The sequence below is a fragment of the Photobacterium sp. DNB23_23_1 genome (assembly GCF_052873815.1).
Map to the genome: position 1 here is coordinate 1 of NZ_JBNNXT010000014.1, position 24,439 is coordinate 24,439.

24 protein-coding genes and 1 pseudogene are annotated in these 24,439 nt (G+C 44.9%); 15 read left to right on the forward strand and 10 right to left on the reverse strand.

Translation table 11 applies throughout. The features are described 5' to 3' along the window. Positions 1-80 precede the first annotated feature (80 nt). A pseudogene (locus ACVA53_RS10870) lies at positions 81-821 on the forward strand (GGGtGRT protein); the annotation flags it as partial. A gap of 68 nt (positions 822-889) precedes the next feature. Here ACVA53_RS10870 and ACVA53_RS10875 read toward each other — a convergent pair. Continuing rightward, positions 890-1,741, reverse strand: a complete 852-nt coding sequence (locus ACVA53_RS10875; protein WP_446505100.1) for a GNAT family N-acetyltransferase — start codon at positions 1,739-1,741, stop codon at positions 890-892. 294 nt (positions 1,742-2,035) lie between these two features. On the opposite strand from ACVA53_RS10875, the gene ACVA53_RS10880 reads away from it, so the two are divergent. The 5 genes from ACVA53_RS10880 (at position 2,036) to ACVA53_RS10900 (ending at position 6,205) form a co-directional block, all read left to right on the forward strand. Further along, the gene (locus tag ACVA53_RS10880) at positions 2,036-2,326 is read left to right on the forward strand and encodes a putative quinol monooxygenase (protein WP_446505101.1); all 291 of its coding nucleotides are present in this window, start codon (positions 2,036-2,038) and stop codon (positions 2,324-2,326) included. Between the two features lie 606 nt (positions 2,327-2,932). Then, positions 2,933-3,766, forward strand: a complete 834-nt coding sequence (locus ACVA53_RS10885) for a phosphate ABC transporter substrate-binding protein (protein WP_446505102.1) — start codon at positions 2,933-2,935, stop codon at positions 3,764-3,766. Between the two features lie 3 nt (positions 3,767-3,769). Next, positions 3,770-4,636 carry a PstC family ABC transporter permease gene (locus tag ACVA53_RS10890; protein ID WP_255043302.1) on the forward strand — a complete coding sequence of 289 codons (867 nt, stop codon included), beginning with the start codon at positions 3,770-3,772 and terminating at the stop codon, positions 4,634-4,636. After that, on the forward strand, positions 4,633-5,493 hold the full coding sequence (locus ACVA53_RS10895) for a PstA family ABC transporter permease (RefSeq protein WP_446505103.1): 861 nt from the start codon (positions 4,633-4,635) through the stop codon (positions 5,491-5,493). The genes ACVA53_RS10890 and ACVA53_RS10895 overlap by 4 nt, the downstream gene beginning before the upstream one ends. 1 nt (position 5,494) lies before the next feature. Further along, complete coding sequence (locus ACVA53_RS10900) at positions 5,495-6,205, forward strand: phosphate ABC transporter ATP-binding protein (RefSeq protein WP_446505104.1); 711 nt, start codon at positions 5,495-5,497, stop codon at positions 6,203-6,205. A 172-nt stretch (positions 6,206-6,377) separates the two neighbouring features. Here the strand turns inward: ACVA53_RS10900 and ACVA53_RS10905 are convergent, their stop codons facing one another. Next, positions 6,378-7,265: a PA4780 family RIO1-like protein kinase gene (locus tag ACVA53_RS10905; RefSeq protein WP_255043299.1), complete on the reverse strand. Its 888-nt coding sequence runs from the start codon at positions 7,263-7,265 to the stop codon at positions 6,378-6,380. Positions 7,266-7,536: 271 nt separating this feature from the next. On the opposite strand from ACVA53_RS10905, the gene ACVA53_RS10910 reads away from it, so the two are divergent. The 5 genes from ACVA53_RS10910 (at position 7,537) to ACVA53_RS10930 (ending at position 12,846) form a co-directional block, all read left to right on the forward strand. Further along, positions 7,537-8,256, forward strand: a complete 720-nt coding sequence (locus ACVA53_RS10910) for an HAD family hydrolase (RefSeq protein WP_255043298.1) — start codon at positions 7,537-7,539, stop codon at positions 8,254-8,256. Between the two features lie 207 nt (positions 8,257-8,463). Continuing rightward, complete coding sequence (locus ACVA53_RS10915) at positions 8,464-9,000, forward strand: cytochrome b (protein ID WP_255043296.1); 537 nt, start codon at positions 8,464-8,466, stop codon at positions 8,998-9,000. Continuing rightward, positions 9,001-9,570 (forward strand): YceI family protein, encoded by a 570-nt coding sequence (locus ACVA53_RS10920; protein ID WP_255043295.1) that lies wholly within the window; start codon positions 9,001-9,003, stop codon positions 9,568-9,570. It abuts the gene before it with no gap. A gap of 170 nt (positions 9,571-9,740) precedes the next feature. Continuing rightward, positions 9,741-10,523 carry a DUF2076 domain-containing protein gene (locus ACVA53_RS10925; RefSeq protein ID WP_446505105.1) on the forward strand — a complete coding sequence of 261 codons (783 nt, stop codon included), beginning with the start codon at positions 9,741-9,743 and terminating at the stop codon, positions 10,521-10,523. Positions 10,524-11,319: 796 nt separating this feature from the next. After that, positions 11,320-12,846 (forward strand): phospholipase D-like domain-containing protein, encoded by a 1,527-nt coding sequence (locus ACVA53_RS10930; protein ID WP_446505106.1) that lies wholly within the window; start codon positions 11,320-11,322, stop codon positions 12,844-12,846. A 126-nt stretch (positions 12,847-12,972) separates the two neighbouring features. On the opposite strand, the gene ACVA53_RS10935 is transcribed toward ACVA53_RS10930, so the two are convergent. The 4 genes from ACVA53_RS10935 to ACVA53_RS10950 all read right to left on the reverse strand — a co-directional run bounded on the left by ACVA53_RS10935 (position 12,973) and on the right by ACVA53_RS10950 (position 15,870). Then, positions 12,973-13,869 carry a 6-pyruvoyl trahydropterin synthase family protein gene (locus ACVA53_RS10935; RefSeq protein ID WP_255044641.1) on the reverse strand — a complete coding sequence of 299 codons (897 nt, stop codon included), beginning with the start codon at positions 13,867-13,869 and terminating at the stop codon, positions 12,973-12,975. Between the two features lie 87 nt (positions 13,870-13,956). Next, a complete protein-coding gene (locus tag ACVA53_RS10940; RefSeq protein ID WP_255044642.1) occupies positions 13,957-14,631 on the reverse strand; it encodes an outer membrane beta-barrel protein in 675 nt (224 codons plus the stop codon). A 104-nt stretch (positions 14,632-14,735) separates the two neighbouring features. Then, complete coding sequence (locus tag ACVA53_RS10945; RefSeq protein WP_255044643.1) at positions 14,736-15,116, reverse strand: STAS/SEC14 domain-containing protein; 381 nt, start codon at positions 15,114-15,116, stop codon at positions 14,736-14,738. 301 nt (positions 15,117-15,417) lie between these two features. Beyond that, complete coding sequence (locus tag ACVA53_RS10950) at positions 15,418-15,870, reverse strand: methyltransferase family protein (RefSeq protein ID WP_446505107.1); 453 nt, start codon at positions 15,868-15,870, stop codon at positions 15,418-15,420. A gap of 131 nt (positions 15,871-16,001) precedes the next feature. On the opposite strand from ACVA53_RS10950, the gene ACVA53_RS10955 reads away from it, so the two are divergent. Continuing rightward, the gene (locus ACVA53_RS10955) at positions 16,002-16,508 is read left to right on the forward strand and encodes a M48 metallopeptidase family protein (RefSeq protein ID WP_446505108.1); all 507 of its coding nucleotides are present in this window, start codon (positions 16,002-16,004) and stop codon (positions 16,506-16,508) included. A 100-nt stretch (positions 16,509-16,608) separates the two neighbouring features. Beyond that, complete coding sequence (locus ACVA53_RS10960) at positions 16,609-17,034, forward strand: DUF3010 family protein (RefSeq protein ID WP_255044647.1); 426 nt, start codon at positions 16,609-16,611, stop codon at positions 17,032-17,034. Positions 17,035-17,145: 111 nt separating this feature from the next. Here the strand turns inward: ACVA53_RS10960 and ACVA53_RS10965 are convergent, their stop codons facing one another. Continuing rightward, positions 17,146-17,358, reverse strand: coding sequence for a hypothetical protein (locus ACVA53_RS10965; protein WP_255044648.1), 213 nt, complete (start codon positions 17,356-17,358; stop codon positions 17,146-17,148). A 320-nt stretch (positions 17,359-17,678) separates the two neighbouring features. On the opposite strand from ACVA53_RS10965, the gene lhgO reads away from it, so the two are divergent. Beyond that, positions 17,679-18,896 (forward strand): L-2-hydroxyglutarate oxidase, encoded by a 1,218-nt coding sequence (gene lhgO / locus ACVA53_RS10970; protein WP_446505109.1) that lies wholly within the window; start codon positions 17,679-17,681, stop codon positions 18,894-18,896. Here lhgO and modF read toward each other — a convergent pair. The 3 genes from modF to dmsD form a co-directional block, all read right to left on the reverse strand. Further along, a complete protein-coding gene (modF, locus tag ACVA53_RS10975; protein ID WP_255044650.1) occupies positions 18,893-20,386 on the reverse strand; it encodes a molybdate ABC transporter ATP-binding protein ModF in 1,494 nt (497 codons plus the stop codon). The genes lhgO and modF overlap by 4 nt on opposite strands. A 91-nt stretch (positions 20,387-20,477) precedes the next feature. Continuing rightward, complete coding sequence (napF, locus tag ACVA53_RS10980) at positions 20,478-21,029, reverse strand: ferredoxin-type protein NapF (protein WP_255044651.1); 552 nt, start codon at positions 21,027-21,029, stop codon at positions 20,478-20,480. Next, complete coding sequence (gene dmsD, locus ACVA53_RS10985; protein WP_255044662.1) at positions 21,029-21,613, reverse strand: Tat proofreading chaperone DmsD; 585 nt, start codon at positions 21,611-21,613, stop codon at positions 21,029-21,031. Before dmsD ends, napF begins: the two co-directional genes overlap by 1 nt. Positions 21,614-22,002: 389 nt before the next feature. On the opposite strand from dmsD, the gene ACVA53_RS10990 reads away from it, so the two are divergent. Further along, positions 22,003-24,432 carry a DmsA/YnfE/YnfF family dimethyl sulfoxide reductase gene (locus ACVA53_RS10990; protein ID WP_255044652.1) on the forward strand — a complete coding sequence of 810 codons (2,430 nt, stop codon included), beginning with the start codon at positions 22,003-22,005 and terminating at the stop codon, positions 24,430-24,432. The last annotated feature ends 7 nt before the right edge of the window (positions 24,433-24,439 follow it).

Below are 24,439 nucleotides of genomic sequence, written 5' to 3' on the forward strand. Positions count from 1 at the left end.
CGATACATGGATGTGACTGAAGAACTTAACGAAAACAGGATGTTAAGTCTTCAGCAACAGTTAAAAGGAACATAGCGATTCCAGGCTCAGTGGCGGATCAACGCCAAGTCGGTTTGGGGCATGGAAAACTTGCCGCTCGGCTTCTGAGCGAACAAACACAATGTTTTTGTTTTCTTGCTGGCCATGAATCTTATGCCGCAGCTGAAGGGGCTATCAAAATCGCCCTCAATGCCAACAAAGTCCGTCAACAGCCTCTTAGGGTGATCTTAAATGGCTTGGGCAAAGACGCGGCGTATTTAATCTCTCGTATTAATGGTTTTAACTACGTCCAAACCCAGTATGACTACGACACAGGATCACTCAATATTGTCTCTGAACGTCGTTTCTCTCACGGGCCACGCGGTGAGATCAATTGCTATGGTGCCGATGATGTACAAGAAGGCGTCGCTATCATGCACTATGAAAAAGTGGATATTTCTATTACGGGCAACTCTACCAACCCAACACGTTTCCAGCACCCTGTCGCCGGTACATATAAGAAAGAACGACTAGAGCAAAGCCAGCCTTATTTCTCTGTCGCTTCTGGTGGCGGCACTGGCCGTACTCTGCATCCCGATAATGTCGCGGCAGGTCCTGCATCATATGGTATGACAGACACCATGGGCAGAATGCACAGCGATGCGCAGTTTGCTGGTTCATCTTCCGTGCCAGCTCACGTTGAGATGATGGGGTTGATCGGCATGGGGAATAACCCTATGGTCGGCGCTACCGTCGCGGTTGCAGTTGCTATTGAGCAAGCAATGCATCCATCAGATCAGTAATCACACAGCCTATTCATATAGAACAATTTGCCCAGCCTTGTACTTATCACTGCAACTGGGCAAATAACTTAACCAAGCTCAAACGTTGTTACCCCGTATGTACGACTCACCGAAATGGCGGGAATGTCACCCGTGTACATCCGTGCAGTAGTAAACACTGGCTCCATATTATATTTCTCAGCTAATGCGACACCCGGCAAGTTAACTTCCGGTACATCGAGGTAAACATTATCACTCGGTGATGCTTTGGCTCTCAAAGCGAGAAAGAGCTCCTCAGCCAATAATGCATCATTAGCAAACAATGGGCCTATTTTAAAACCATTGCGGCATGGCCGGATCACACCATACCCAACCAACCTGCCCGACTGCTTAATACCCAATGCCGATGAACCGGTTTGTTTTATCCAGTGTTGTAAAAATCGCTGTCTATCAGCAGGAAAAAAGGCGTGGTCATAGTCCAAGACTTCATTCAAAGGCAGTTCACACAAGTCAACCAAGCCAATACCCTCCGGCTTAGCGCCTCCACCGCTACCTTCAAAACGAATATTGCCATAAGCGAGCTTAAAACCAGATTGTTTATAATTTCCTTGCTGTTCGACGACACCATCTAACCCAACATTACAACCTTTCAGATAAGCTAAACCGGCTTCCCATAACTTGAAGCCATAACCTTTGCCTCGATAGTCAGGCTTAACGATGTAGAAGCCTAAAAAGCCGTAACTGTCGTCATATTTAACCACTGAAATCGACGCGATAGGCTCATCACCTAGATACCCCACCAAAAAACCCTTTGGGTCCGCTGCATAAAATGATTCAATATCGTGAAGCCCTGGATTCCAGCCTTCTGCAGCAGCCCAATCAATTGCCGATGCTAAATCCTGCTTTGACATTACTTTGATGTTGTATTTTGTGTCAGTCATCACAGCCCCTCATACATCTCATCTACATTTCACAAAGTTAGGCTAAGAGTAGATTGTTTTTTGTCTTGGACGCCGCATTAAAGCCCTTTATTGCCACCTAACTCGCAACATTATTCCGTTCGCTCATCTCGATAGCATAAACCTAGCCTTCATTCTCAATTATTATTTGAAAATAAATCAAAAGCAGAGCTGTTTTCAGAAGCCTAATGTCCATCTACTATTCACTACATCAACACGGCATAGCCAAACACAGCTATCAATAAAACAAACACCGTTTCGAATAGAGGAAGACACATGACCAAGCTAACTATCGTTGCCAACATTATTGCTAAAGAAGACAAAATTGACCTTGTAAAAGCAGAGTTGTTGAAGCTTATTGATATCACACGTGCCGAAGAAGGTTGCATCAACTACGACCTTCATCAAGACAACACGAACCCAGCCCACTTCCTGTTTTTTGAAAACTGGACATCTCGAGAATTATGGCAACAGCATATGGGTAATCAACACCTTGCTGATTACATGGCAGCAACTGATGGCTGCATAGAACAATTTATCCTCAGCGAAATGTCTCAAATCGCTTAACTCGATAAAAAGACTTCTAGTCACCATTGGTACTTGCGCCAATGGTGACTAATGCGCTGCTGCGCAAATGCTTATTGAATACCAGTCCATTCTCTGAAATATTGGGGGCGATTCGTATGAATACCCGTTGTTGGAACAAACGTTAGTACGCTCCGCGACTATGTTGATTCAATGCCGTTTCATCACGAGTTATCACTCAATTTCGCCATAGCGATATATTGACTTGCTTGAAATCAACAAGAACGTCGATTTTATTCCCCCCCTTCCCAATTTAGACAAACCTCTCAATCTGTACTCCTCCGCTTTTTTATACTTATCTCTTTACTTACATGGATGATGACAGATGGACTTGTTTTAAAAACACCCAAGCTGAAGCATTACATCAAGTTCATTAAACCTCTGAGGTTAGTTCCGGAAATCGTGAAGTGATCCACCGTCACCAATCACTCCCCACCATAAAATTGTGATTTAAATCAAATAGTAATGTCAAAATTCGTTTGTGGTACATATTGTTTTGTCTGATTGGTCAGCGTAGTCTACATATTCGGCATCGGATTCATCCGTAATGCATTCCCTGTGCTTCCGTTTCAATAAAAAGGAGATTTTATGCGACTCAAATCTGGTTTCAGCAAGCTACTTCTTTGTGGCCTGTGTCTTACTTCTACGTTCACACAAGCTTCTGATCTCGATAGATTCGAAGGGCTTTCCGGAACAATCAATATCGCCGGAGGAACCGCGCATATCCCCGTAATGAAACAAGCGGCCAAGGCTGTTATGCAGAGCAACAGTGAGATCCGTATAACAATTGCCGGTGGGGGCTCCGGTGTAGGTGCCCAGCAAGCGGCAAAAGGGCTGGCTGATATCGGAAACACGGGTCGGCCGCTGAAACCCAGTGAAGTAAATCTCGGACTAATTTCTTTTCCCTTCGCTATCGACGGTGTCGCTATTATCATCAACCCATCAAACCCAATTCAGGCACTAACCCAGCAACAGGTGGCCGATATCTATGCGGGAAAAATCACCAACTGGCAAGAGCTTGGTGGAAATGACCGCATTATCAACACATTTACCCGAGATGAGGCCAGTGGCACCCGCGCCATCTTTGTAGACAAACTGCTGCACAACTCACCGATAGTCAATCACGCCAATGTCGTACCGTCTAATGGCGCAATGAAAACAGCCATCGCACGCGATCCTGGTGCCGTTGGCTACAGTAGTGTCGGGTATATAGATGACATGGTTAAAGCGCCAGCGCTAGACAATGTGCAGCCAACTAATGAAGCTTGTGAATCAGGAGAATACCCTGTTGTGCGCCGGCTTTACATGAATACCAAAGGCCAGCCTCAAGGGCTAGTTCGAGAACTCATTGATTATATCTACAGCCCACAAGGGGCTGAATTTATCCGAGCGTCTGGATATATCCCAGTAAGAAATAACTAATCCATGAGATCCCTGATCACGACAGAGCGGATACTCATGGTACTTGTTGCCATCGTCTTTGTATTCATGATGTTGCTATTTGGCTTTTTGTTCTGGTTCGCCTTGCCTGTATTCTTTAATACAGATACACAGGTTTTATCGCTGAACTGGCGGCCAGAACAAGGGCAATATGGCATTTCATCGATGATCATCGGTTCCGGGATGCTCGGTTTAATGGCATTAACATTGGCCTTCCCTATTGCGGTTGGTATCACGGGGTTCTGTCTGCTCAGCCGTTATCGAAAAATAGCTATTTGGATCCGACGTATTATCCGACTGATGGCCGGGATCCCGACAGTTGTGTATGGTATTTCCGCTGTATTTTTACTTGTACCATTAATACGAGAAACCTTTCGAAGTGGCTCTGGTTTTAGTCTACTCGCCGCTGCAATCATGGTTGTACTATTAATTTTACCCGTTATGGTCATGATGTTAGACACCCACTGCCGTCCACTAGAGAATCAGATCCGCCTAACATCGGCCTCGATGGGCTTTACCGATACACAAACAATTTTATATATCATCTTGCCCAATACGACAAAAGCAATGGCCTCTGCTGCGTTGCTGGGCTTTAACCGAGCAATTGGTGATACCCTGCTTCCACTAATGCTGGCCGGAAATGCCCCGCAACTGACTACCGGCGTATTTGACTCAATTCGCACCTTGACCGCTCATATTGGCCTCGTACTCGCGACTGAAAATGGCAGCGCTGCTTATAACTCGCTTTTCGCTGCTGGCTTAGTATTACTCGCGATCAGTGTCACTGTTACGTTACTGATCAGAAAAATGGAACACGCGCAGATCCAAGCACATACAGGTGACGCAAAATGAAGGCACGGATATTTCACTTCTGGTGCCTTATTTGTACCATCGGAACGCTGCTATGCCTGAGTTTTTTCATTGGATTTATTGTCATCCGTGGTGCCCCAGCCCTCAGTCTTTCACTTTTCTTTGGCGATGCTGACCCTATTCAAGGGATGCTTGGACTTGAACCAATATGGGACGGGATCTGGCCAGCTTGCATCGGCACAATGACAGTTGTTGCTAGCGCCTTATCTCTCGCACTTTTACCCGGGCTAGCAACCGGGATCTGGCTGGCAACCAGTACGAGTTCACGGTTCAAAACGATCCTGGCGCTTAGCATTGATATCTTGGCTGGTATTCCGTCAATTCTGATGGGGCTGTTCGGCTTTACCTTAATCTTATTTCTACGTAACTGGTTACTTCCTTCAGCCAATACCTGCTTAGTGTTATCAGGAGTATGCCTCGCGATGCTAATTATTCCCTACTTAGCAGTCGCAACCCGTACGGCTCTACAAGCCTTACCCCCATCACTTGAAATAACGGCTCTCTCGCTTGGTATGTCACGCTGGCAAACTTTGCGTGTTGTATTGCTGCCGCAAGCTGCGAAAGGCATCATCGGGGGGGTTATGCTTGCGACGGGAAGAGCCGCTGAAGACACTGCGGTTATCATGCTGACAGGTGCGGTTGCTAACGCAGGATTGCCCGGGGGGATATTTGAACGTTATGAAGCGCTGCCATTTACCATATTCTATTACAGCGCCCAGTATCAAAACGATTCAGAACTCCAAATGGCCTTTGGTGCTGCCCTCACTCTTTTGTGCCTCACCGCTACCATTTTTTCAGTGGCCGGCCTTTTACAGCGTAAGCCGTCATGGAGAATTTAGTATGACGTTAAAACAGACGTCCCAATTGGCCGGTAAAGTATCTAATCTCACCGTATCATTTGGTTCCCAGCCCGTTATCTCAGACGTGAGCGTCAACTTTTATAAAAATAAAATCCATGTACTTACCGGTACATCAGGCTCAGGCAAGACAACTTTTCTTCGAGCACTCAATCGACTCAATGACTGTTTTGAAGATTGCCAAACACAAGGGAAAATTGAGCTGTTACTAGACGGAAAAACACGGTCTGTCCATGCTATTCCCCCCCAAGAGCTACCGGAATTACGACGGAAAGTAGGCATGGTTTTTCAGCACCCACAGTTATTACCCGGCACGATTAAAGAGAACTTACTACTACCGCTTAACGTTGTCAGTGGCTTAAAAGGACAGGCTGCACAGCAAAAACTGTATACTGCCCTCAACCATGCCGCACTCTGGGATGACGTTAAAGATCGCCTTAACATGCCAGCTCACTCTCTTTCTGGCGGGCAACAACAGCGTCTTTGTCTGGCCCGTACACTGGTACTTGATCCCGAAATTTTACTGCTTGATGAACCGACTGCCTCACTGGATTCTGAAACCGCCGATCATATCGAGGCGCTTATTATTCAACTGGCTACACGGTATACCATCGTGATGGTCTCCCATTCAGTACCGCAAACACAAAAGCTGGCTGATCACATCAGCTGTTTTGAAGGTGGAAGAATTGTATGACCGATTTAAATAATTTCACTTAATGCATAACAATGTAAGCATATCGGCTCAAGTCAGAATAGGACAAGACCGTGTCAGCCAAGATCGGCTGACACAGAGATGAAAACGTTTTGTGTGAGATTTCGAAGCTAAAAACAAATAGACATTTGAACCAACATCAACACAAACTTTGTTAGCTCTCAGCCCAGTTAAACTTACTTTCGTCTACACCTTCTTTGGCTTCTTTAATGCGCTCCCTTCTATATCGCTCTTCGTCGCGGGCTGCATCAATTTCTTGCATTATGGTTGCGATGTCAGCTTCAGTGTCACTCTCTTCAAAGTTCCCTGTTAACTCCGTTTCAGGAGTTAAATCGCCTTTCTCAAACAGAGCCCAAATTTCCTTGGCATACTCAGTATTTTGCAACTCGGGAGCAAACTGGCTGTAATAATCACGTATATTGTTAATATCACGTGCCAACATCCACTCTGCATTGTTATTGGCGGAGGCGTCTACCGCTTGTGGTAAATCGATGATCACAGGACCTTTTTCATCTACCAGCACATTAAACTCAGACAGGTCACCATGAATTAGACCAACGCATAGCATTTTAACCACGTAGGTCATCATAGTTTGATGATCTTCACGCGCTTGCTCTGCTGACATAACCACATCATTCAGCCTTGGAGCCACATAACCTTCCTCGTCGGTGACCAACTCCATCAGCAGTACACCGTCAAAGCAGCCAAATGGTTCGGGAACCCGGACTCCTGCAGCCGCGAGCTTGTACAAAGCATCGACTTCTGCGCTTTGCCACACTTTTTCCTGCTGCTCACGGCCAAAACCAGAACCTTTCTCCATGGCTCGTGCTCGGCGACTATTACGCACCTTGCGACCTTCTCGATAGGCTGCTGCTTTCTTAAAGCTACGTTGAGTTGTCTCTTTGTACACCTTAGCGCAACGGATCGTATCACCACAGCGTACTATGTACACTGAAGCCTCTTTGCCACTCATTAATTGGCTTGTCACCTCGTCAACTAAACCATCGTCAACTAAAGGCTGTATTCTCTTCGGTATTTTCATGGCATTGTTATACCCTAGTTAGCCAAGAGATGTAATACCAACCAAGCAAATTGAATATCCACTTCATAGTAAATGAGACATCTTCATATATTCTCCCTAGCAATAACGCTTTTTGACATACATTCCTTCTAGACGAGATATATACAAAACCTGACTTAAAAAGTACACGGAGTTGAAAACTAGCTGTCATAACCCTTGAATAATCTCTATCGAAACTGAGCGAATGCCAGTAGATAATGATTTAAACAAATAATGATAATAGGAAAGAAGTTTGACAACCATTAACTCTGTAACCAATAGCCCTGCAACTAACGTCATGCCTTACCTTGCTATTTTCGATCTTGATGAGACGCTGATTGCGGCTGATTCTGCCAGTCTATGGAGTGCTTACCTTGTCGAAAAAGGTGTTGCCCCTTCGACTCTTCTGGTTGAAGAAAAACAAATGATGCAAGCGTATGCCAAAGGCAAGATGGACATGGAATCCTACATGCAGGCAACGCTTAAGCCAATGATCGGTATGGATGACTCAGCCATTTCGGTGTTGGTGGACGAATTTATTAAACACCATATCAAACCTGCGCTTTACCAAGATGCCATAAGCCGAATTCAGTGGCACAAACGCCGAGGTGATAAGATTTTGGTGATTTCGGCCACTGGTGAGCACTTGGTAAAACCGATTGCTGACATGCTAGGCGCCGACGATGCCATTGCAATCAATCTGGAACAGGTTGATGGTAAGTTCACAGGAAAAACGACAGGTACGCTCAGTTACCAATATGGAAAGGTGATCAGGATGAAAGCTTGGCTTGACGAACAAGATACCGCCTTCAAAGGCAGCTATGGATACAGCGACTCTATCAACGACTTGCCTTTACTTGATGCCGTCGATCGCCCTTTTGCTGTAAACCCTGATCCCGCTCTAGCATTGCATGCGCAAATGAACGAGTGGACAATTATGGACTGGCGTCACGATAACAACATTCTTCGCTGATTTCCTGCTTTTGAAGCCATTGGCTTATTTCTTGTCAATGGCTTAATCACCTATCTGATTACTGTCCTCATCCCCTTATCCCTCAACAGTACTCCCCCTCTCTCGCATGTTATTCAAATAAATTGATGTTGTTGTTCAACTGTTAGTACTTATGTTCCTGACAGTGATGTCTACAATATCATTATAAGTAACATAGAGTAGGCAAAGATGAACCAGGAAAGAAAAACATATGATGGCTTATCCATCTTCATTCACTGGCTGACAGCAGTTACCGTTATTGGCTTGTTTGCCGTTGGGCTATGGATGGTTGATCTTAATTACTATTCGCAGTGGTACAAGCCTGTCCCCCACTGGCATAAGTCTGTTGGGATCTGCCTCGCGGCTTTGACTCTTTTCAGACTGGTGTGGAAACACATAAAGAAGCAGCCTTCCATGGAAGGTGAGGCATGGGAGATCGCTGCGGCTAAAATTGCTCACAGCCTGATATATCTTTTACTGCTCAGTCTTTTTATTTCAGGTTATCTCATTTCCACCGCAGATGGTCGCGTCATCGACGTTTTTGATTGGTTCGCCGTACCTGCTTTGGGCGAACTGTTTCCTAACCAAGCTGACATTGCTGGTGAGGTACACTACTACCTCGCCTTCACGCTAATCGGGCTCGCCAGCCTACATGCCCTTGCGGCACTTAAACATCACTTTATTAATAAAGACAACACTCTAAAAAAAATGTTGGGAGTAAAGTAAATGAAAAAGCACATCATCGCCATGGGACTTATGGCTGCGGCATCAGTTTCTGGGTTTGTAAATGCAGCGGACTACGCCATCGACACCAAAGGTGCCCATGCATCAATCAACTTCAAAGTCGAACACCTTGGCTACAGCTTTATCAAAGGGCGTTTTAATACCTTTGACGGCACGTTTAGTTATGACCCACAAAATTTGTCTGCATCAAAAGTGATGGTTAATGTTGATACGACCAGCCTTGATAGTAACCATGCAGAGCGTGACAAGCACCTACGCAGCGAAGACTTCATCGACGCCGGTAAGTTTTCTACCGCGACTTTTACCTCAACCAAAGTTGAACCAAAAGGCAACGGTGAAATGACTATCTTTGGTGATTTGACCCTACATGGCCAAACCAAACCATTAGCGATTGATGCGAAGTTCATCGGTGAAGGTGAAGACCCATGGGGTGGCTACCGTGCAGGCTTTACGGGAACAACACGCATTGAGTTAGCTGATTTTGGTATCCAGGTTATGGGCTCATCGAGCTACGCAGATATCGAACTGCATGTAGAAGGTGTTCGCCAATAAAAGTGTAATGTCAGTTAAATGCAAAATCCGGCTACCTGCCGGATTTTTTGTATAAAAGTCAATCAACCAGCAATAACATTTACCTATGGTTACAGATTGAAACAGGAACCATAGGCTAGGATGAAGGTCATAAAAAGCATAATAATGTGCTACTCAATGAGAAGGTAATCATGACCCCACAAGAAAAAGAGTTGATTCAAAATGTCGCCAACAAGCTCAAGCAAAGCCCAAACAAATCTAAAGACACAGATGCAGAAAGCTTGATCAACCATGAAATTGGCTCTCAGGATGATGCTATCTACAAGCTTACCCAAGCTGTTCTTGTGCAAGAGATGGCGCTAAAAGAGCTCAAGCAAAAGAATGAATACCTTGAAAAATGTGTCGCTCACCACAAAACGGAAGCAAACCGTGGCACATTAAGCAAAATGATGGGGGGTAACCGCCCTGCCCCTCAACCGCCTCAACCAACTCATCAACCAAGTGCTTTTGGTAGCTTTATGCAAACTGCCGCAAGCGTAGCGGTTGGTATGGTTGCAGGCAATATGATCAACAACATGCTATTCAATAATGATGACCCAGCAGCTGAGACCATGGCAGCTACTGACCCTGCGGCAGAAGATGCAGCTACGGATGACATGCTTTCAGAAAACACACTAGCCAACTCTGGAGCAGAAGAAAACAGCGGTAGTTTCTTAGATGACTCATCAAGCTTTGCCTCAGACTATACAGGCAATTCCGGCGGTTTTGGCACTGATGGATTAGGTGGTAGTGACCTTGGTGGTAGTGGCTTTGGCGATGCTGGTTTCGGTAATGACGGCTTTGAGAACAGTGGTTTTGATAACAATGGTTTTGAAAATACGGGACTCGATGACACATTAGCCAACAATGGCTTTGGCAGCGATGATAGCTTCTTTGGCGGTAGCGACGACTTTGATTTTGGTGGTGACGAATAACCGCGCCACCCATTATTTAGGGCACTTAATCGTGCCCTACCTCTTAGCCTCGTTCATCTTTCGGTGTATCCATCACCACCATGGTCGAGATAGAATTAACTTGAGGGATCTCAACAGCCAACAACAATGAAGCGGTTTAATTATAGAGTGGCCTGTTTGCTACTAGCATCATTGTTTCAAGTAGTGTAATGATATACAGAAAAGAAAAGCCTCCGCTGATCGGAGGCTATTAAGGATTATTTCTTCGCTTTTGCATTATCTAGAATTTCTTTAATACGTTTGTTTGATACTCGTTTAGCCATAACATTAACTCCTTTTAAAATTACATACCACGGTCTAAATCATCACCTATCACTGTTGTTACTCTTTTGTGAATTAAAGGCTTAGTTCCAATATACCCAACATGATATGCAATGAAACACCTTTGAAGCACCATACTCTAACCCTTCATTACGATAAAAAAGAGAGTTGCTCCGCACGAAGGGGGATTTAAAGTGAAATATAGAAAAAAACGCATAATCATCAAATAAAAGCATCAAATAGTATTAAATTATTGAAGTTTACATCAAAGTATCTTTTTGTGATCAATAGCTCATAACAGCATTCATCTACCGCCTTGAGTGACCGTCAGTAGAACACTCTGGAATCATCGCCAATCGCTTTTTAATCAACCAATATCGTTTGTAACGCTTTTTCACTGATCCTACTATGTTCAAAAATCAATAGTATTTGTCAACGAAGCTTACGCCGCTTAAAATCTCGAATAATATTTAGAAAGGAGTCTGACTGAAAAGTTATGGCATATCTGTTGATTTTTGTTCGTTATTTAGCTGTTATATTAGGCTTACTCTCTTTTTGGGGCTGCTCATCCCTACCCGAAGCTGATAAATTCCCCAGCTACACAATACCTTTCGACGCCCAAACACAACTTGCTAGCCAGGCACTCCCGTACATAAACAAACACCCAAAACTGACAGGCTTTTATCCGCTGGGCGATGGTCAAGAAGCATTTTTAGCGCGCTTGGCGCTTATTTATGGCGCCGAACACAGTCTAGACCTGCAGTACTACATTTATCGCGATGACAATACCAGTTCGCTCATGACCTATGCCTTATACCAAGCTGCAGAGCGCGGTGTTCGTGTCCGGATTTTACTTGACGACATGCAGTCACGTAACGATGAGTCAATGGCGCAACTTGCAAGCCACCCAAACATCGACATTCGCCTGTTTAATCCATTTACAGAACGCTCTGCTCGTATATTTGGTTTTATCAGTGATTTTGATCGTGTTAATCGTCGAATGCACAACAAGGCTCTCATTGCTGATAACGCTTTTGTCATCACAGGCGGACGGAATATTGGCGACGAGTATTTTGCGGCTAACACTTCGGTGGATTTTGGTGATTTCGATATACTGATGCTTGGAGAGTCCGTGCCAGAAATTTCCGTACAGTTTGACCTATATTGGAATAGCAAGCCATCTACACCCATTGAGTCTTTTGTTCACGATGCAACAAAACCCACGAAGGCAAGGATCAAAAGCTGGGAGGATGACCTAAAACGTAACTTCAAGCACTCGAGATACATTAAGACTCTTTCAGATCTGCCTCTGGCTCAACATATAAAAAATGAAAGCTTGGATTTTTACTGGGGTAAGGCTGAAGTCCATTATGACTTGCCCTCAAAAGTCTACTCCCCAGAAGATACTGACCTTATGCTTCACCAACTAAGTGCTGTTATCAACCAAGCCGATGATGAATTATTATTGATCTCCCCTTATTTTGTGCCAACAGAGCAAGGGGCCGATGCATTAACTCAAGCGGTTGAAGAGGGCATTGATATCACGATTATTACGAATACACTGGCGTCGAATGATGTTTTCGCCGTCCATGGTTGGTACGCCAAATATCGAAAGCCACTTCTTGCCGGTGGTGTAAAAATCTATGAGGTGAAAGTTGATCCTAGCCTGAAAAAAAAGCGTTCTTGGCTGGGTAGCTCACGTACCAGCTTGCATGCAAAAACATTCATTATCGATCGTAAAAACCTCTTCGTCGGATCGTTTAATTTTGATCCCCGTTCTGCCTACCTGAATACAGAAATGGGCGTTTTGATTGAATCTGAAGAGTTCGGCAAAATTGTCTACCAAGAAATTGACCGTAATCTGCGCAAAAATACATACCGATTAGCTTTAAATGAAGATGGCAAAATAGAATGGCATAACGACTTACGCGGCACTATTACTCGTTCAGAACCAGATGCCAGTATTTGGCTGCGATTTTCAGCATGGTTTGCCGGATTATTACCGATTGAAGATCAGCTTTGATCTTCTTTATTCTTTAAAAAGGAAAAAGCCCCATCACTTAAGTTCATGGGGCTTTTACTAATCAATCTGGATAAGTCGTTGATCAAATATTTATTATGTAGGTTGGTATAACGTAAGCGTTATCAACTACGCGTTCAGCCGACCTGCCGCTGATGCAATGGCGCCTTTACCAACACCTTCATAAGCAATAACATCAACCGTTGAACCGATCTCAACAGATTCACTGACCTGCTCTGCGATATAAAGCGCAAGCAGTTCTACCGTTGTATCGGTTTCGATCATCTCAACATCACTTTTAGCAATCGCTAACTCAAACTCACCCTGAGGCGCCGTATAACGGAATGCATGATGACTTTGTTCATTCACCTCTGCGGCAAACGGGCTCAAATTAAGATCAGCCAACGTACATTCATCCTCTGCACTGCCAAGATAAATTTCTTGCCAACGCTGCGCCCACTGCTGCTCAAGCTCTATATTTCGCTGCCCGTTGATCAACAACTCAATCGGAGAGCGGTGGCCATGTGCAATACGTTGGCAATTTCCATCATGCTTTTTCAAGCCATGACTGTAATGATAGAAAGGTCCTGCGATCGGCTCATGGCGAAGTGTTATCTCCAACCCTTGAACATTCTCAGGTAACTGACCTTCTAGTACTTTGTAAATATGACGAGTGACAGATTCGATAGTGACTTCACTGTCTTCGATCAAGCAATAAGCCTGCTCAGGGCAGTGTAGATGAAGGCTTTTGTCTCCACGCAACAAATCAACGGTAGCATAGCCTGGTTTAGTTACTGCTGTACGAATTGCATCGCTTTGGCTCGGGACAATCAATCGATGATCGACGTATTCATCAACAATCTGTTTAATTTGTTTTTTTACCCGGCTGAAATCTAGCACCATGCTCATTTCATTCAACTCGCCCGACATTACCACATCGAGGATCCAACTCTCTCCTACCATACCTCGATGTTGGCAAAGGTAAGAGGAATCGATGACGGTAAGATCTCTAACAAATAGCTTCAAACTGAAGTCCTTACTGATTCTGGTTGCGGCATGGCATTATACGCAGCTATGTTCCTGAGTAAACCGCTCAAGCAAACCTCGCACCCACTAAAAGCGATAGGTGGCGCCAAGATACGCAGATGTCACCCCTTTAAGCTGAGTTTCAACCGTCACTGAATCGCCAGCACTGTTTTCAGCTTGCCAAGAACGACGTTCTGACGGCAACACGGTATGACGTAAGCCTACTTCAAGTCCCAAGTCGTCGATGACCTCCCAGCCCAAACCGGCTTGGATGCCAAAAACAACACCGCTGTCGTCATAACTGCCCGAAAAATCAGAGTCTGTTTCAGCAAACGCATAACCTATATGGAGACCAACAAAAGGCTTAACTGATGCTTGTGAGCGGAAAATATGATCCGCATTTAAAAGGTGGAGCCCAACGTTAATATCATAAGCATCCTCATCGTCAAACTGAGTGGTCGTTGTATGGTATTCAAAGCTGTAGTAAATACGCCCTTGCTTGTTTGGCGTGTACACCCCTAAATCCAGCGCACCAAAAGCGCCAAAATCGTCATCATCAGAGTCGATATCGCCTGTGGTCACAGAAGCCGTGTTATCACTGCCAATTAAGTTAACCCCACCACGCAGTCCAACAAAGTACTGAAAACCTGGAGCTTGAACCGCCGGTTCAAGCTCCATCTGTGCTGTTACATCTTCATCACACCATGCATTCATAGAAAACAATGACAACAGAACCCCAGACGCAATTACTTTCCTTTTCATTTTCACCATACCTGTAGCGAAATTTCTCATTTTATTAGGGTCTGCTGACCTTTCCCCAAAACTATCAATATCTTAATGTATACACAGTTTCAATACTAGCCAGCTTATTCTTCCCGCAGCCAACTAATCGCCTCTAGAGAGTCTTCGAAATACCGAACTTCACCACTGACAAACCAACTTCCCACCTTACTCATGACTTCTTGCCAATGTTGATTACCATAAATAGCAATTTTGTTGAATTTACGGCCAAATCTCAGCCCTAATTTGAGATCATCCCAAGCAGCGTGAAGATCCCAGCCTTCAAAATCGGTTCCGTCCATGTAAACATTAACAATCGGGTCGTCTATCCCTTCTAGCGCTTTTTCAATCAATGGCGTAATTTTTTCGTAGTCTGAATGGGTCAAGGTGCCAACAGCCTTCAACTCCATAAAAACCTGATCATCTAACCTATCGACCTCAAGATGGATACCATGGACATAACTCATGCTTATTCCTCTTAGAATCCGGCTACCTCAATAGTTTATACCCAAGTGACATTTGTAGCAGATTGACGTCATCATGGTATTTCTACATATATTCAAAATATTGATATCGCTATTATTTACCATAGCCCCAGCAATGGTCTTTTTGTTTCCAGCCAAATAATTGGCATCGCGGCCGCCATGTTTCCGGTATGCATAACGAGTGCAAAGCACCGTTACTTTTGATCTCGTTTTTCCAGTGGTAGCGCTTTGTCAGCTTTTTTTGCAAGCAAAAGGGAAGTATTTAGAAGCAATTACCTCCAGTTTAACACCAGCGTCTAACTTTTCGACAGTATTGATCGAACTGCTCACCAAACATCGCTTGCAGCACCGCTTCCTCAGGGGCAATCTGAAAGTTGTTCATATAGAACACAAACAGCCCTATCATGACTAATGGGCTTAGCGCGGATAGATAAACGAATGCTGCACATAAGAAACAAAACAATCCTAAGTACATCGGATTGCGTGAATGACGATAGATCCCGGCCGTAACAAGCTTAGATGTTTTATTGGGAAATCGAGGATCAATGGTTGTTCTGGCCTTCGAAAAAGACCAAACAGCGCTAAGACCAAGGATGGTACCAATAAGACAAAAAAGCAGTACTAAGTAAGGCTGAGCGACAAAAGCAAAAGTATAAAGTGGCCAGTATTGAGCAAGACCGTACATACAACATAAGGTAATAATTAGTATTAGCGGGGGTGGCAGACGTAACTCCATCTTTATCTCCTTTCCTTATCAGCACTTTATTTCAAGTTTAGAACTGATTGCACTGATAGAGCGGACGTAGCATTGCCCACCGTTCACAAAATGTTTAAAATCGCGCTTTCACCCTGCGTCTGACTCTTCATATGAAAGAATTAAAATACCTACAAGGCTACCCCGATCAACTCATTAACCAAGTCAGTCAACTTGTTGAGCAAGGTAACCTCAAGCGATACCTGCTAAGCAAATACCCAGAGCAACATGCTATCCAATCAGAAAAATCACTCTATGAGTATGTCATTGAGTTGAAAAATCAATACCTGAAAAAATCAGCGCCAATCAGCAAAGTGGCTTACGACAGCAAGATCCATATGGTTAACCATGCATTGGGTATGCACAGCTTTGTGTCGCGAGTACATGGTAGCAAGCTCAAGTCAAAAAATGAGATACGGATATCGACTATCTTTAAACAGGCACCACAACCTCTACTGCGAATGATCGTGGTTCATGAATTAGCACATGTTAAAGAAAAAGATCACAACAAGGCATTTTACCAGTTATGCAACCATATGGAGCCTGACTACCACCAGCTAGAGCTGGATGCCCGTTTGTTGTTAACCCAGCTTGAAATCGACGGTCCGCTATACAACTAAGTCATTTGGGTATAAAACTAGCTATCTGGATCATTTAATTTCTGGCAATTATTGCACTTTTGCCTAAAATACCCAGCTAACTACATTATTAGGTGTTTACATGAAAATTTGTGCTGTTGAGCTTCGTAGCAACGAAGCCATAATTTGCCTTCTTTCCCAAAATGACGGTCTGTTTGATCTTCCTGAGTGTCGCTCTCAAAAGTTCATCATGCAAGACTCAATGGACAATGAGCAGATGCGTAAATTCCAGCAGACTTTCAAAAAGCTACTGGATGACTACCAAATCGATCGTGTTGTGATCCGTACGCGTGAAACACGTGGTAAGTTCGCAGGTAGCGCGGTTGGCTTCAAACTTGAAGCCGCTATTCAATTGATTGAAGGCATTGAAGTTGATTTCATGACGAGCCAAGAAATCAAACAAAAGCTAAAGCGCAATCCACTTGCTATCGAATTCCGCGCAACTGGCCTTCGCCAGTTCCAAGAAGCGGCATTTATGACAGGTTATGCCTACATGGGCAAGTACTAAGCCTGTATGCTAAATCGCATGCAAAAAGCCAGCTAAGCTGGCTTTTTTTGTATTCGGGCCAGCTTAAAGAACATCACTTTGATTTCTGTACGCTGATCACTGCTAACTTTGTTAACTACGATAATGACGCTTCTTCCTTAGCTTATACAAAGTCAATATCAGCAATGTACTGACAACAACAGAAAGAACAACAAATGCATAGATCAAGAGGTTGCTACTCTTCATCCATATCAATAAATGAAAAGCACTGAAAAAGAAAATAAAATAACCACCAATCACGGTGAATAACTTGTAAAAATCGACCTCACTGACTTTCTTTAACATCACTGAACGCTCCTATTGCTATACCCAAGCAACTTCTGACAAACATCAGTCACGTGGGATACGTTACAAGTATGGTTCCTCCTGCCAGCTTTGCCTCTACCTTGAATAAATACTTTATATCCAACCGATTAAGTTCGCTGTGATAAATGCCTTTCAGATACAAAATAGAACAATTAATCACCAACATACATAGTGTTAACTGTATCCTCTTTTGTCCTATACGCTGTGGGCAAGCTCTCAGCTTTCGCAGTTTGGTTTACCTATACTCATCAATAGGATGGCAGTTCTTTCTGCCGCTGTCACATTGAAAAGGAACTCAAATGGATAAGGTATACGATTACATCATTGTCGGTGGTGGTATTGTCGGTATATCAACGGCTTGGCAACTCATACAACGCCACCCCGATGCATCAGTTATCGTCGTAGAGAAAGAAGACACGCTTGCTGCACATCAAACAGGCCATAATAGTGGCGTAATTCATGCTGGTGTCTACTATGCGCCAGGAAGCCTGAAGGCAACACTCTGTAAAGCAGGAGAAAAAGCTACCAAAGCTTTTTGTACTGAGCATCAAATCCCTTTTGAGCAATGTGGCAAACTCTTAGTTGCTACTGACGATGCCGAATTAAACAGAATGCAGGCACTTTATGAACGATGCTTGAAAAATGGCATTGAAGTTAAGCTGCTAAACCAAGAGCAGTTACAGCAACAAGAGCCTAATATTACAGGGCTTGGGGCCATATTGGTCAATGCTACAGGCATCGTGGATTATAAAAAAGTCACCAATAAAATGGCAGAATTATTTGTTCAACTCGGTGGTGTGATTGCCAAGCGTTCGACAGTTACTGCCATTCAAGAGCAGACAGATACTCTCTTTATTGACTGCCAGAGCGACGGCCAACCTTTTCAGCTGCAAGGGCGGTTCTTGATTTGCTGTGGGGGGTTAATGGCTGATCGCTTAACACAGATGATGAACATCGATACCGAGTTTCAAATTATTCCCTACCGAGGGGAATATTACCGCCTATCGCCGCAGCACAACCACATAGTAAGCCATCTGATCTACCCAATCCCTGACCCGGATTTACCCTTCCTGGGTGTACACCTCACCCGAATGATAGATGGCACAGTGACCGTTGGTCCAAATGCCGTGCAGGGTTGGAAGCGAGAGGGATACAGCCGGGTCAACTTCAGTGCCAAAGACACAATCGAAATGCTAACGTTCAAAGGTTTTTGGAAAGTTAGCGCTAATCACCTCAAGGCAGGATTAGTCGAAACTAAAAACTCATGGTGGAAACCCGGCTACCTCAAACTGGTCAATAAATACTGCCCACAACTCACAACCTCAGATCTAACCCCTTACCCAGCAGGAATTCGCGCTCAGGCGGTATTAAGTGACGGTTCGCTAGTCCATGACTTTTTGTTTGCTGAAAGCCCACGCAGCCTTCATGTTTGTAATGCTCCTTCCCCCGCGGCAACCTCAGCGATACCTATAGGCAGTTACATCTGTGATAAAGTTCTCGCTAACACGTATGCCTAGGGTTTGTTATGGGTAATGATGGTTTTATACCCCGTTTCTGCAGATCCAACAAAATCCACAAAATTGCGGATACAGTCCAGAGCATCTTCTGGGTGGTGGGAAACATAAAGCAACTGGCTTAATTGGTTCTTTGCAATCATCTCCAAGGCATTCTTGACCAATTGGCGATTGAGAAAATCTAACCCTTGATAAGGCTCATCCAAGATCAGCAACTTTGGCCGTTTAATTAGTGCTCGAGCCACCAACAATAGCCGCTGCTGTCCGTATTCTAGTTGCTTAAATGACGTCGAGGCCAAGTGCGACATATGTAACAGAGCTAACCAGTCTCTGGCCTGCTTTATCTCCTCGATACTCGGCTGCTGATACAAACCAATGGAGTCATAAAAACCAGAGAGTATAGTATCTAGCGCCGAGCAGGAAACTCGGTATTGAAGGTGGAAAGCAGAAGACACCATACCAATGTGCTGCTTGATATCCCAAATCGTTTCACCACTCCCCCGCTTGATCCCAAAGATCTCGATATCATTGCTGTAGCACTGGGGGTGGTCACCAAATATCAGGCCCAGCAGCGTACTTTTACCGCAACCATTTGCCCCTCTGATCTGCCAATGCTCATGGTTGTTAATTTGCCAATTGACCTCATCAAAAATCAATTTATCTGTATATTCAACCTTGCCATTGCGAATAGCAATTAACGGATTAGCCATTTGGGTTTGATGCTGGTATTGCTGAATCAATGCCAGCATGGCTTCACTGCGCTCACTTGATTGTGCCCGCAAGTGTGCCAGTAAAGGTAAAGACTCCCATTCGCTTCGTGGATAAATACCGGTGAGCTTCTCTTCATCGAAAACACCAACATGGGTAATACTGTCGGGCAAAGCCTGCTCACGGGAAGTGATTAATATAACCTGCAAGTCTTGATGCAGTTGCTCAATGAGGCTAATGAGTTGTTTTTGATGAGCAATATCCAAGCCAGCTAGAGGATCTTCTAAGATCAACAACTGAGGTTGCTCCGCTAATGCCCTGGCGAACATGACTCGACGGGTTTCTCCGGTTGATAGGTGACGAAATCCGCTATATCTAAGCCCTTGAAGATCCAATAGCGTGAGCAGGTTTTCTGCCTGTTCCGTATCGTCACAATTTGCAACGATCAATTCCTCAACACTTGTTCCTTTATCCAGCCTATCAAGAAAATCGGTGTCGTCATTGGCAAGTTCTTCCTCAAGCAACACCTGCTGTTGAGCTAAGGACACCGAACTTATCTTTTCCGGCAAACCCGAGATTTCACCGGTAATATCTGCTTGTTCGCCAAGCCCCTTTCCATTAACCAACAGTTGAGCGAATACCGAGCCAGCATCGCCTTTGGCGCAAAAGAAAGCCCAATGCTGGTCAGGATGTATTTCTAACTGGGGAATCGATAAGCAGTTGACCGGTGTATTGGAGTCCGGTTGTTCAGTTTGAAGTGTGACTTGGTGTAGCTTGATAGACATCGGCTTCCTTCCCTGTAAGACCCATTGCGGATGAATAGATACCTTACATGCACTAAGGGAAGTCAATCAAATTAGGTTTAGCGAAAGAAGGTTAGTTTTTTGGAAAAGCCATGGTAATTGCACCACCATAGCACGATGTTCGACACTGACCGCATCCATCACAAGAATCAACCCTCACTACTGGCACTTGGTTTTGTCTAATATCTATAGCCTGATGGGGGCACTGCTCGGCGCAAAGTTCACAGTAACCTGATAAGCGGTTAGCACAACGAGCAGAGAACTCCGGCCGCACACCAATATCTTTGATTGCGGATGAAAGAGCTTGAGTCGGGCAAGCTTTTTGGCACTCCCCACACTGACTGCAGTCATTGTATTCAAGATTTAATTGAGGGTAGCCTTCCGGTCGCTCAATCACTTGCTGGGGGCAAGCCTTCTCACATTCGTCACATGACTGACAAACTTGCAGAAATAATGCTTCTTCGATCGCCCCCGGAGGCCGGGGAACCGTGCGAACGATTACCGGTGTTTGCGCCTCTTTCTTTACGCGGTTTGCACCAGAGAACAAACCTCGAAGCAGACCACGGCGGCTTACCGTGTAATGCTCCATACATGCTTTGTAATATCGTTCGTCACGTTCAGCCATTAGAAGTAAACCTTTTTCTCCACTGCTGACACCGCAAGTTCCTCGGTGATAAATGCCAACCACTGCTGTGCCATCGCACCTAACAATTGGTAAGACTGCGTCTTGGCATTTTTCTGCATTAATTCTAGATAGCGAGGGGCCCACGGAAGCAAATGAACTGATAACAACACCTTAATAGACTCATTATCATTCGTTTCAGCCAACTTCGACATCGCCATTAGCATCAAGCCAAACTGATCTTCAGGCTCACGCATACCCGTATCAAGGCTCATTGCCTTCTCAGCCAGAAAATGACGGTAATCAACGGTGGTTTCACCAAAAATGACTTGCTCACGATCAAGGTACACTGATCCCCACGGAGGCGCAGGCATCACTTCACAGCCTTCAAAAAGTTGCTGGAAGTCCATCGCAAGATCTTCTGCTCCGTCGGCCTCAACGGCTTGGAGCAACTCTGCAAACAGTGAACCTTCTTGTTCATCACTATCATCAGCAATCATTTGACAGACTTGCTGGTTCGTCTCATGAGTAAGTGGATAATAAAAAAAGCTACCCAGAATACGAGCGATTGTTGAAATGTGCTCCATGGTCACATTTGCCTCCAAAAATATGTAATATCTTGCAATAAGATTTCATGATACCAGTGGAATAACAGCTCAATTATGTTAACCACCAGTATTTTCGATCAAAACGATAGCCGATAACAAATACGAAAAACATGCTTCAGAACAATATTTCCTACTTTAAATCATTGATAATGAATGAGAAGCACTCTCATCAACCCAGACAAAGAAACAACCTGTTACACACATTAACCCCTCCACTCACATTGTTACAAATGTATTGATATTTAAAAATATTCCCCATGATTTCTTGATCGACGGCAAAGTTAAACGTTCTCACTGACGGAAAAATACGTGTCAGAAGCCTACCCACTTAGGGTAGGACTATTAGTCAATACCGAGAATGTCGTGTCATGAAATCACAATTCAAAAAGCTATTGGCACCTAAATTCACCCGTCGAGACTTTGTTAAGTCAAGTTCGGCGCTAGGTGGATTAGCTGCAGTTGCCGGCAGTATTTCACTGCCATTTAAATCGAGTAAAGTCGAAGCCGCAACAACAACCGATGAAAAGGTCGTTTGGAGTGCCTGTACCGTAAACTGCGGTAGCCGTTGTCCGCTACGTATGCACGTTTCAGACGGTGAAATTAAATGGATTGAGACTGATAACACCGGTGATGACCAGTACGGTAATCACCAGGTACGTGCTTGTTTGCGTGGTCGCTCAATGCGCCGCCGTGTATACAACCCTGACCGCTTGAAGTACCCAATGAAGCGTGTTGGTAAACGTGGTGAAGGTAAATTCAAGCGTATCAGCTGGGATGAAGCTTTTGATGAAATCACCAACAACCTGAACCGTATCCGTAAAGATTACGGTAGCGAAGCGGTATACCTGAACTACGGTACAGGTACCCTGGGTGGCACAGTCACTAAATCGTGGCCACCAGGCGCAACCTTGATTGCTCGTTTAATGAACCTAAGCGGCGGTTACCTAAACCACTACGGTGACTACTCTACAGCGCAGATTGCTGCGGGTATGCCTTACACTTACGGTAACGGTGCTAACAACTCATTCTCTGACCTTGAGAACACCAAACTGATTGTTCAGTTTGGTAACAACCCTGCTGAAACCCGTATGTCAGGCGGTGGCCAGATCCACCACTTGATGGAAGGCAAAGAGCGTTCCAACGCCAAAATGATCGTGATTGATCCTCGCTACACCGATACAGCCGGTGGCCGTGAAGATCAGTGGATTCCAATCCGCCCGGGTACCGATGCCGCGTTTGTGGCCGGTATGGCGCACGTGATGATCACCGAGAACTTGGTCGATCAGCCTTTCCTTGATAAATATTGTGTTGGTTACGACGAGAAGACGCTACCTGCTTCTGCGCCTGCAAATTCTGACTATAAGTCATACATTCTTGGCCGTGGTGAAGATCAAACTGAGAAATCACCAGCTTGGGCTGCTGACATTACTGGTATTCCTGCTGACATTATCATCAAACTTGCGCGTGAAATCGGCTCAACTAAGCCTTGTGCAATCTTCCAAGGTTGGGGCCCTCAACGCCATGCCAACGGTGAACTAGCGGCTCGTTCAATTGCTATGCTAGCAATCCTGACCGGCAACGTCGGTATCAATGGTGGTGGTACCGGTTCTCGTGAAGGTAACCAAGCGATTCCTTTCGTTCGTTTCCCTATCCCTGAGAACCCAGTTAAAACAGCTATCTCGATGTTCCTATGGACAGATGCGATTACACGCGGTCCAGAGATGACAGCAAAAGCAGATGGTGTCCGTGGTAAAGACAAGTTGGATGTGCCAATCAAGTTCATCTGGAACTATGCGGGTAACTGCCTAATCAACCAACACTCAGACATCAACCGTACGCATGACATCCTACAAGATGACAAAGCATGTGAAATGATCGTCGTTGTTGATAACCACATGACCTCATCTGCCAAGTACGCTGATATCGTTCTACCTGATCTTACAACTTCAGAGCAATCTGACTTCTGTATGGACGGCGCAGCGGCAAACATGCCGTACTTCATCTTTGCCAGCCAAGCTATTGAACCTGTTTTCGAAGCCCGCAGCATCTATGACATCTGTACTGGCATTGCTAAACGCCTAGGTATTGAAAAAGAGTTCACCGAAGGTCGTGATCAAGAAGGTTGGCTACGCCACCTGTATGCACAAACTCGTGAGCTTGACCCTACTCTGCCGGGCTTTGATGCGATGCGTGAACAAGGTATTTACAAGCGTAAGGCTGAGCACTTCGTTGCCCACGCTGATTTCCGCAAAGATCCAGAAAGCAACCCACTCGCGACACCATCGGGTAAAATTGAAATCTACTCTGAACGCCTTGCAGATATTGCTGCTGAATGGGAACTGCCTGAAGGTGACGTGATCCACCCGCTGCCGGTATACGCTTCAACCTTTAACGGTTGGGACGATCCGAAACGTAAGGATTACCCTCTTCAACTTACAGGTTTCCACTACAAATCTCGTACTCACTCAACCTATGGCAACGTAGAGCAACTGATGGAAGCGGCTCCACAACAAATGTGGATGAGCCCGATGGATGCAGAACAACGCGGGATCAAAAACGATGATGCCATCCGCATCTTCAATGAGCACGGTGAAATTCACCTAACGGCGAAAGTAACCCCTCGCATGATGCCGGGTGTTGTTGCACTAGGTGAAGGTGCTTGGTACGCACCCAATAAGAACGGTGTTGATCAAGGCGGTAGCATTAACGTATTGACCACCCAGCGCCCAAGCCCGCTGGCGAAAGGTAACCCGCAACACACCAATCTAGTCGACGTGCAACTGCTGAAAAAAGCATAAGGTTTAA

Coding starts and splice junctions, on each gene's coding strand:
- ACVA53_RS10915 (WP_255043296.1), top strand. CDS start 8,464: ATGAACCAGGAAAGAAAAACATATGATGGCTTATCCATCTTCATTCAC.
- modF (WP_255044650.1), bottom strand. CDS start 20,386: ATGTCTATCAAGCTACACCAAGTCACACTTCAAACTGAACAACCGGAC.
- ACVA53_RS10925 (WP_446505105.1), top strand. CDS start 9,741: ATGACCCCACAAGAAAAAGAGTTGATTCAAAATGTCGCCAACAAGCTC.
- ACVA53_RS10940 (WP_255044642.1), bottom strand. CDS start 14,631: ATGAAAAGGAAAGTAATTGCGTCTGGGGTTCTGTTGTCATTGTTTTCT.
- ACVA53_RS10900 (WP_446505104.1), top strand. CDS start 5,495: ATGACGTTAAAACAGACGTCCCAATTGGCCGGTAAAGTATCTAATCTC.
- lhgO (WP_446505109.1), top strand. CDS start 17,679: ATGGATAAGGTATACGATTACATCATTGTCGGTGGTGGTATTGTCGGT.
- ACVA53_RS10960 (WP_255044647.1), top strand. CDS start 16,609: ATGAAAATTTGTGCTGTTGAGCTTCGTAGCAACGAAGCCATAATTTGC.
- ACVA53_RS10875 (WP_446505100.1), bottom strand. CDS start 1,741: ATGACTGACACAAAATACAACATCAAAGTAATGTCAAAGCAGGATTTA.
- ACVA53_RS10955 (WP_446505108.1), top strand. CDS start 16,002: ATGAAAGAATTAAAATACCTACAAGGCTACCCCGATCAACTCATTAAC.
- ACVA53_RS10880 (WP_446505101.1), top strand. CDS start 2,036: ATGACCAAGCTAACTATCGTTGCCAACATTATTGCTAAAGAAGACAAA.
- dmsD (WP_255044662.1), bottom strand. CDS start 21,613: ATGGAGCACATTTCAACAATCGCTCGTATTCTGGGTAGCTTTTTTTAT.
- ACVA53_RS10895 (WP_446505103.1), top strand. CDS start 4,633: ATGAAGGCACGGATATTTCACTTCTGGTGCCTTATTTGTACCATCGGA.
- ACVA53_RS10920 (WP_255043295.1), top strand. CDS start 9,001: ATGAAAAAGCACATCATCGCCATGGGACTTATGGCTGCGGCATCAGTT.
- ACVA53_RS10965 (WP_255044648.1), bottom strand. CDS start 17,358: ATGTTAAAGAAAGTCAGTGAGGTCGATTTTTACAAGTTATTCACCGTG.
- napF (WP_255044651.1), bottom strand. CDS start 21,029: ATGGCTGAACGTGACGAACGATATTACAAAGCATGTATGGAGCATTAC.
- ACVA53_RS10890 (WP_255043302.1), top strand. CDS start 3,770: ATGAGATCCCTGATCACGACAGAGCGGATACTCATGGTACTTGTTGCC.
- ACVA53_RS10990 (WP_255044652.1), top strand. CDS start 22,003: ATGAAATCACAATTCAAAAAGCTATTGGCACCTAAATTCACCCGTCGA.
- ACVA53_RS10950 (WP_446505107.1), bottom strand. CDS start 15,870: ATGGAGTTACGTCTGCCACCCCCGCTAATACTAATTATTACCTTATGT.
- ACVA53_RS10885 (WP_446505102.1), top strand. CDS start 2,933: ATGCGACTCAAATCTGGTTTCAGCAAGCTACTTCTTTGTGGCCTGTGT.
- ACVA53_RS10905 (WP_255043299.1), bottom strand. CDS start 7,265: ATGAAAATACCGAAGAGAATACAGCCTTTAGTTGACGATGGTTTAGTT.
- ACVA53_RS10930 (WP_446505106.1), top strand. CDS start 11,320: ATGGCATATCTGTTGATTTTTGTTCGTTATTTAGCTGTTATATTAGGC.
- ACVA53_RS10945 (WP_255044643.1), bottom strand. CDS start 15,116: ATGAGTTATGTCCATGGTATCCATCTTGAGGTCGATAGGTTAGATGAT.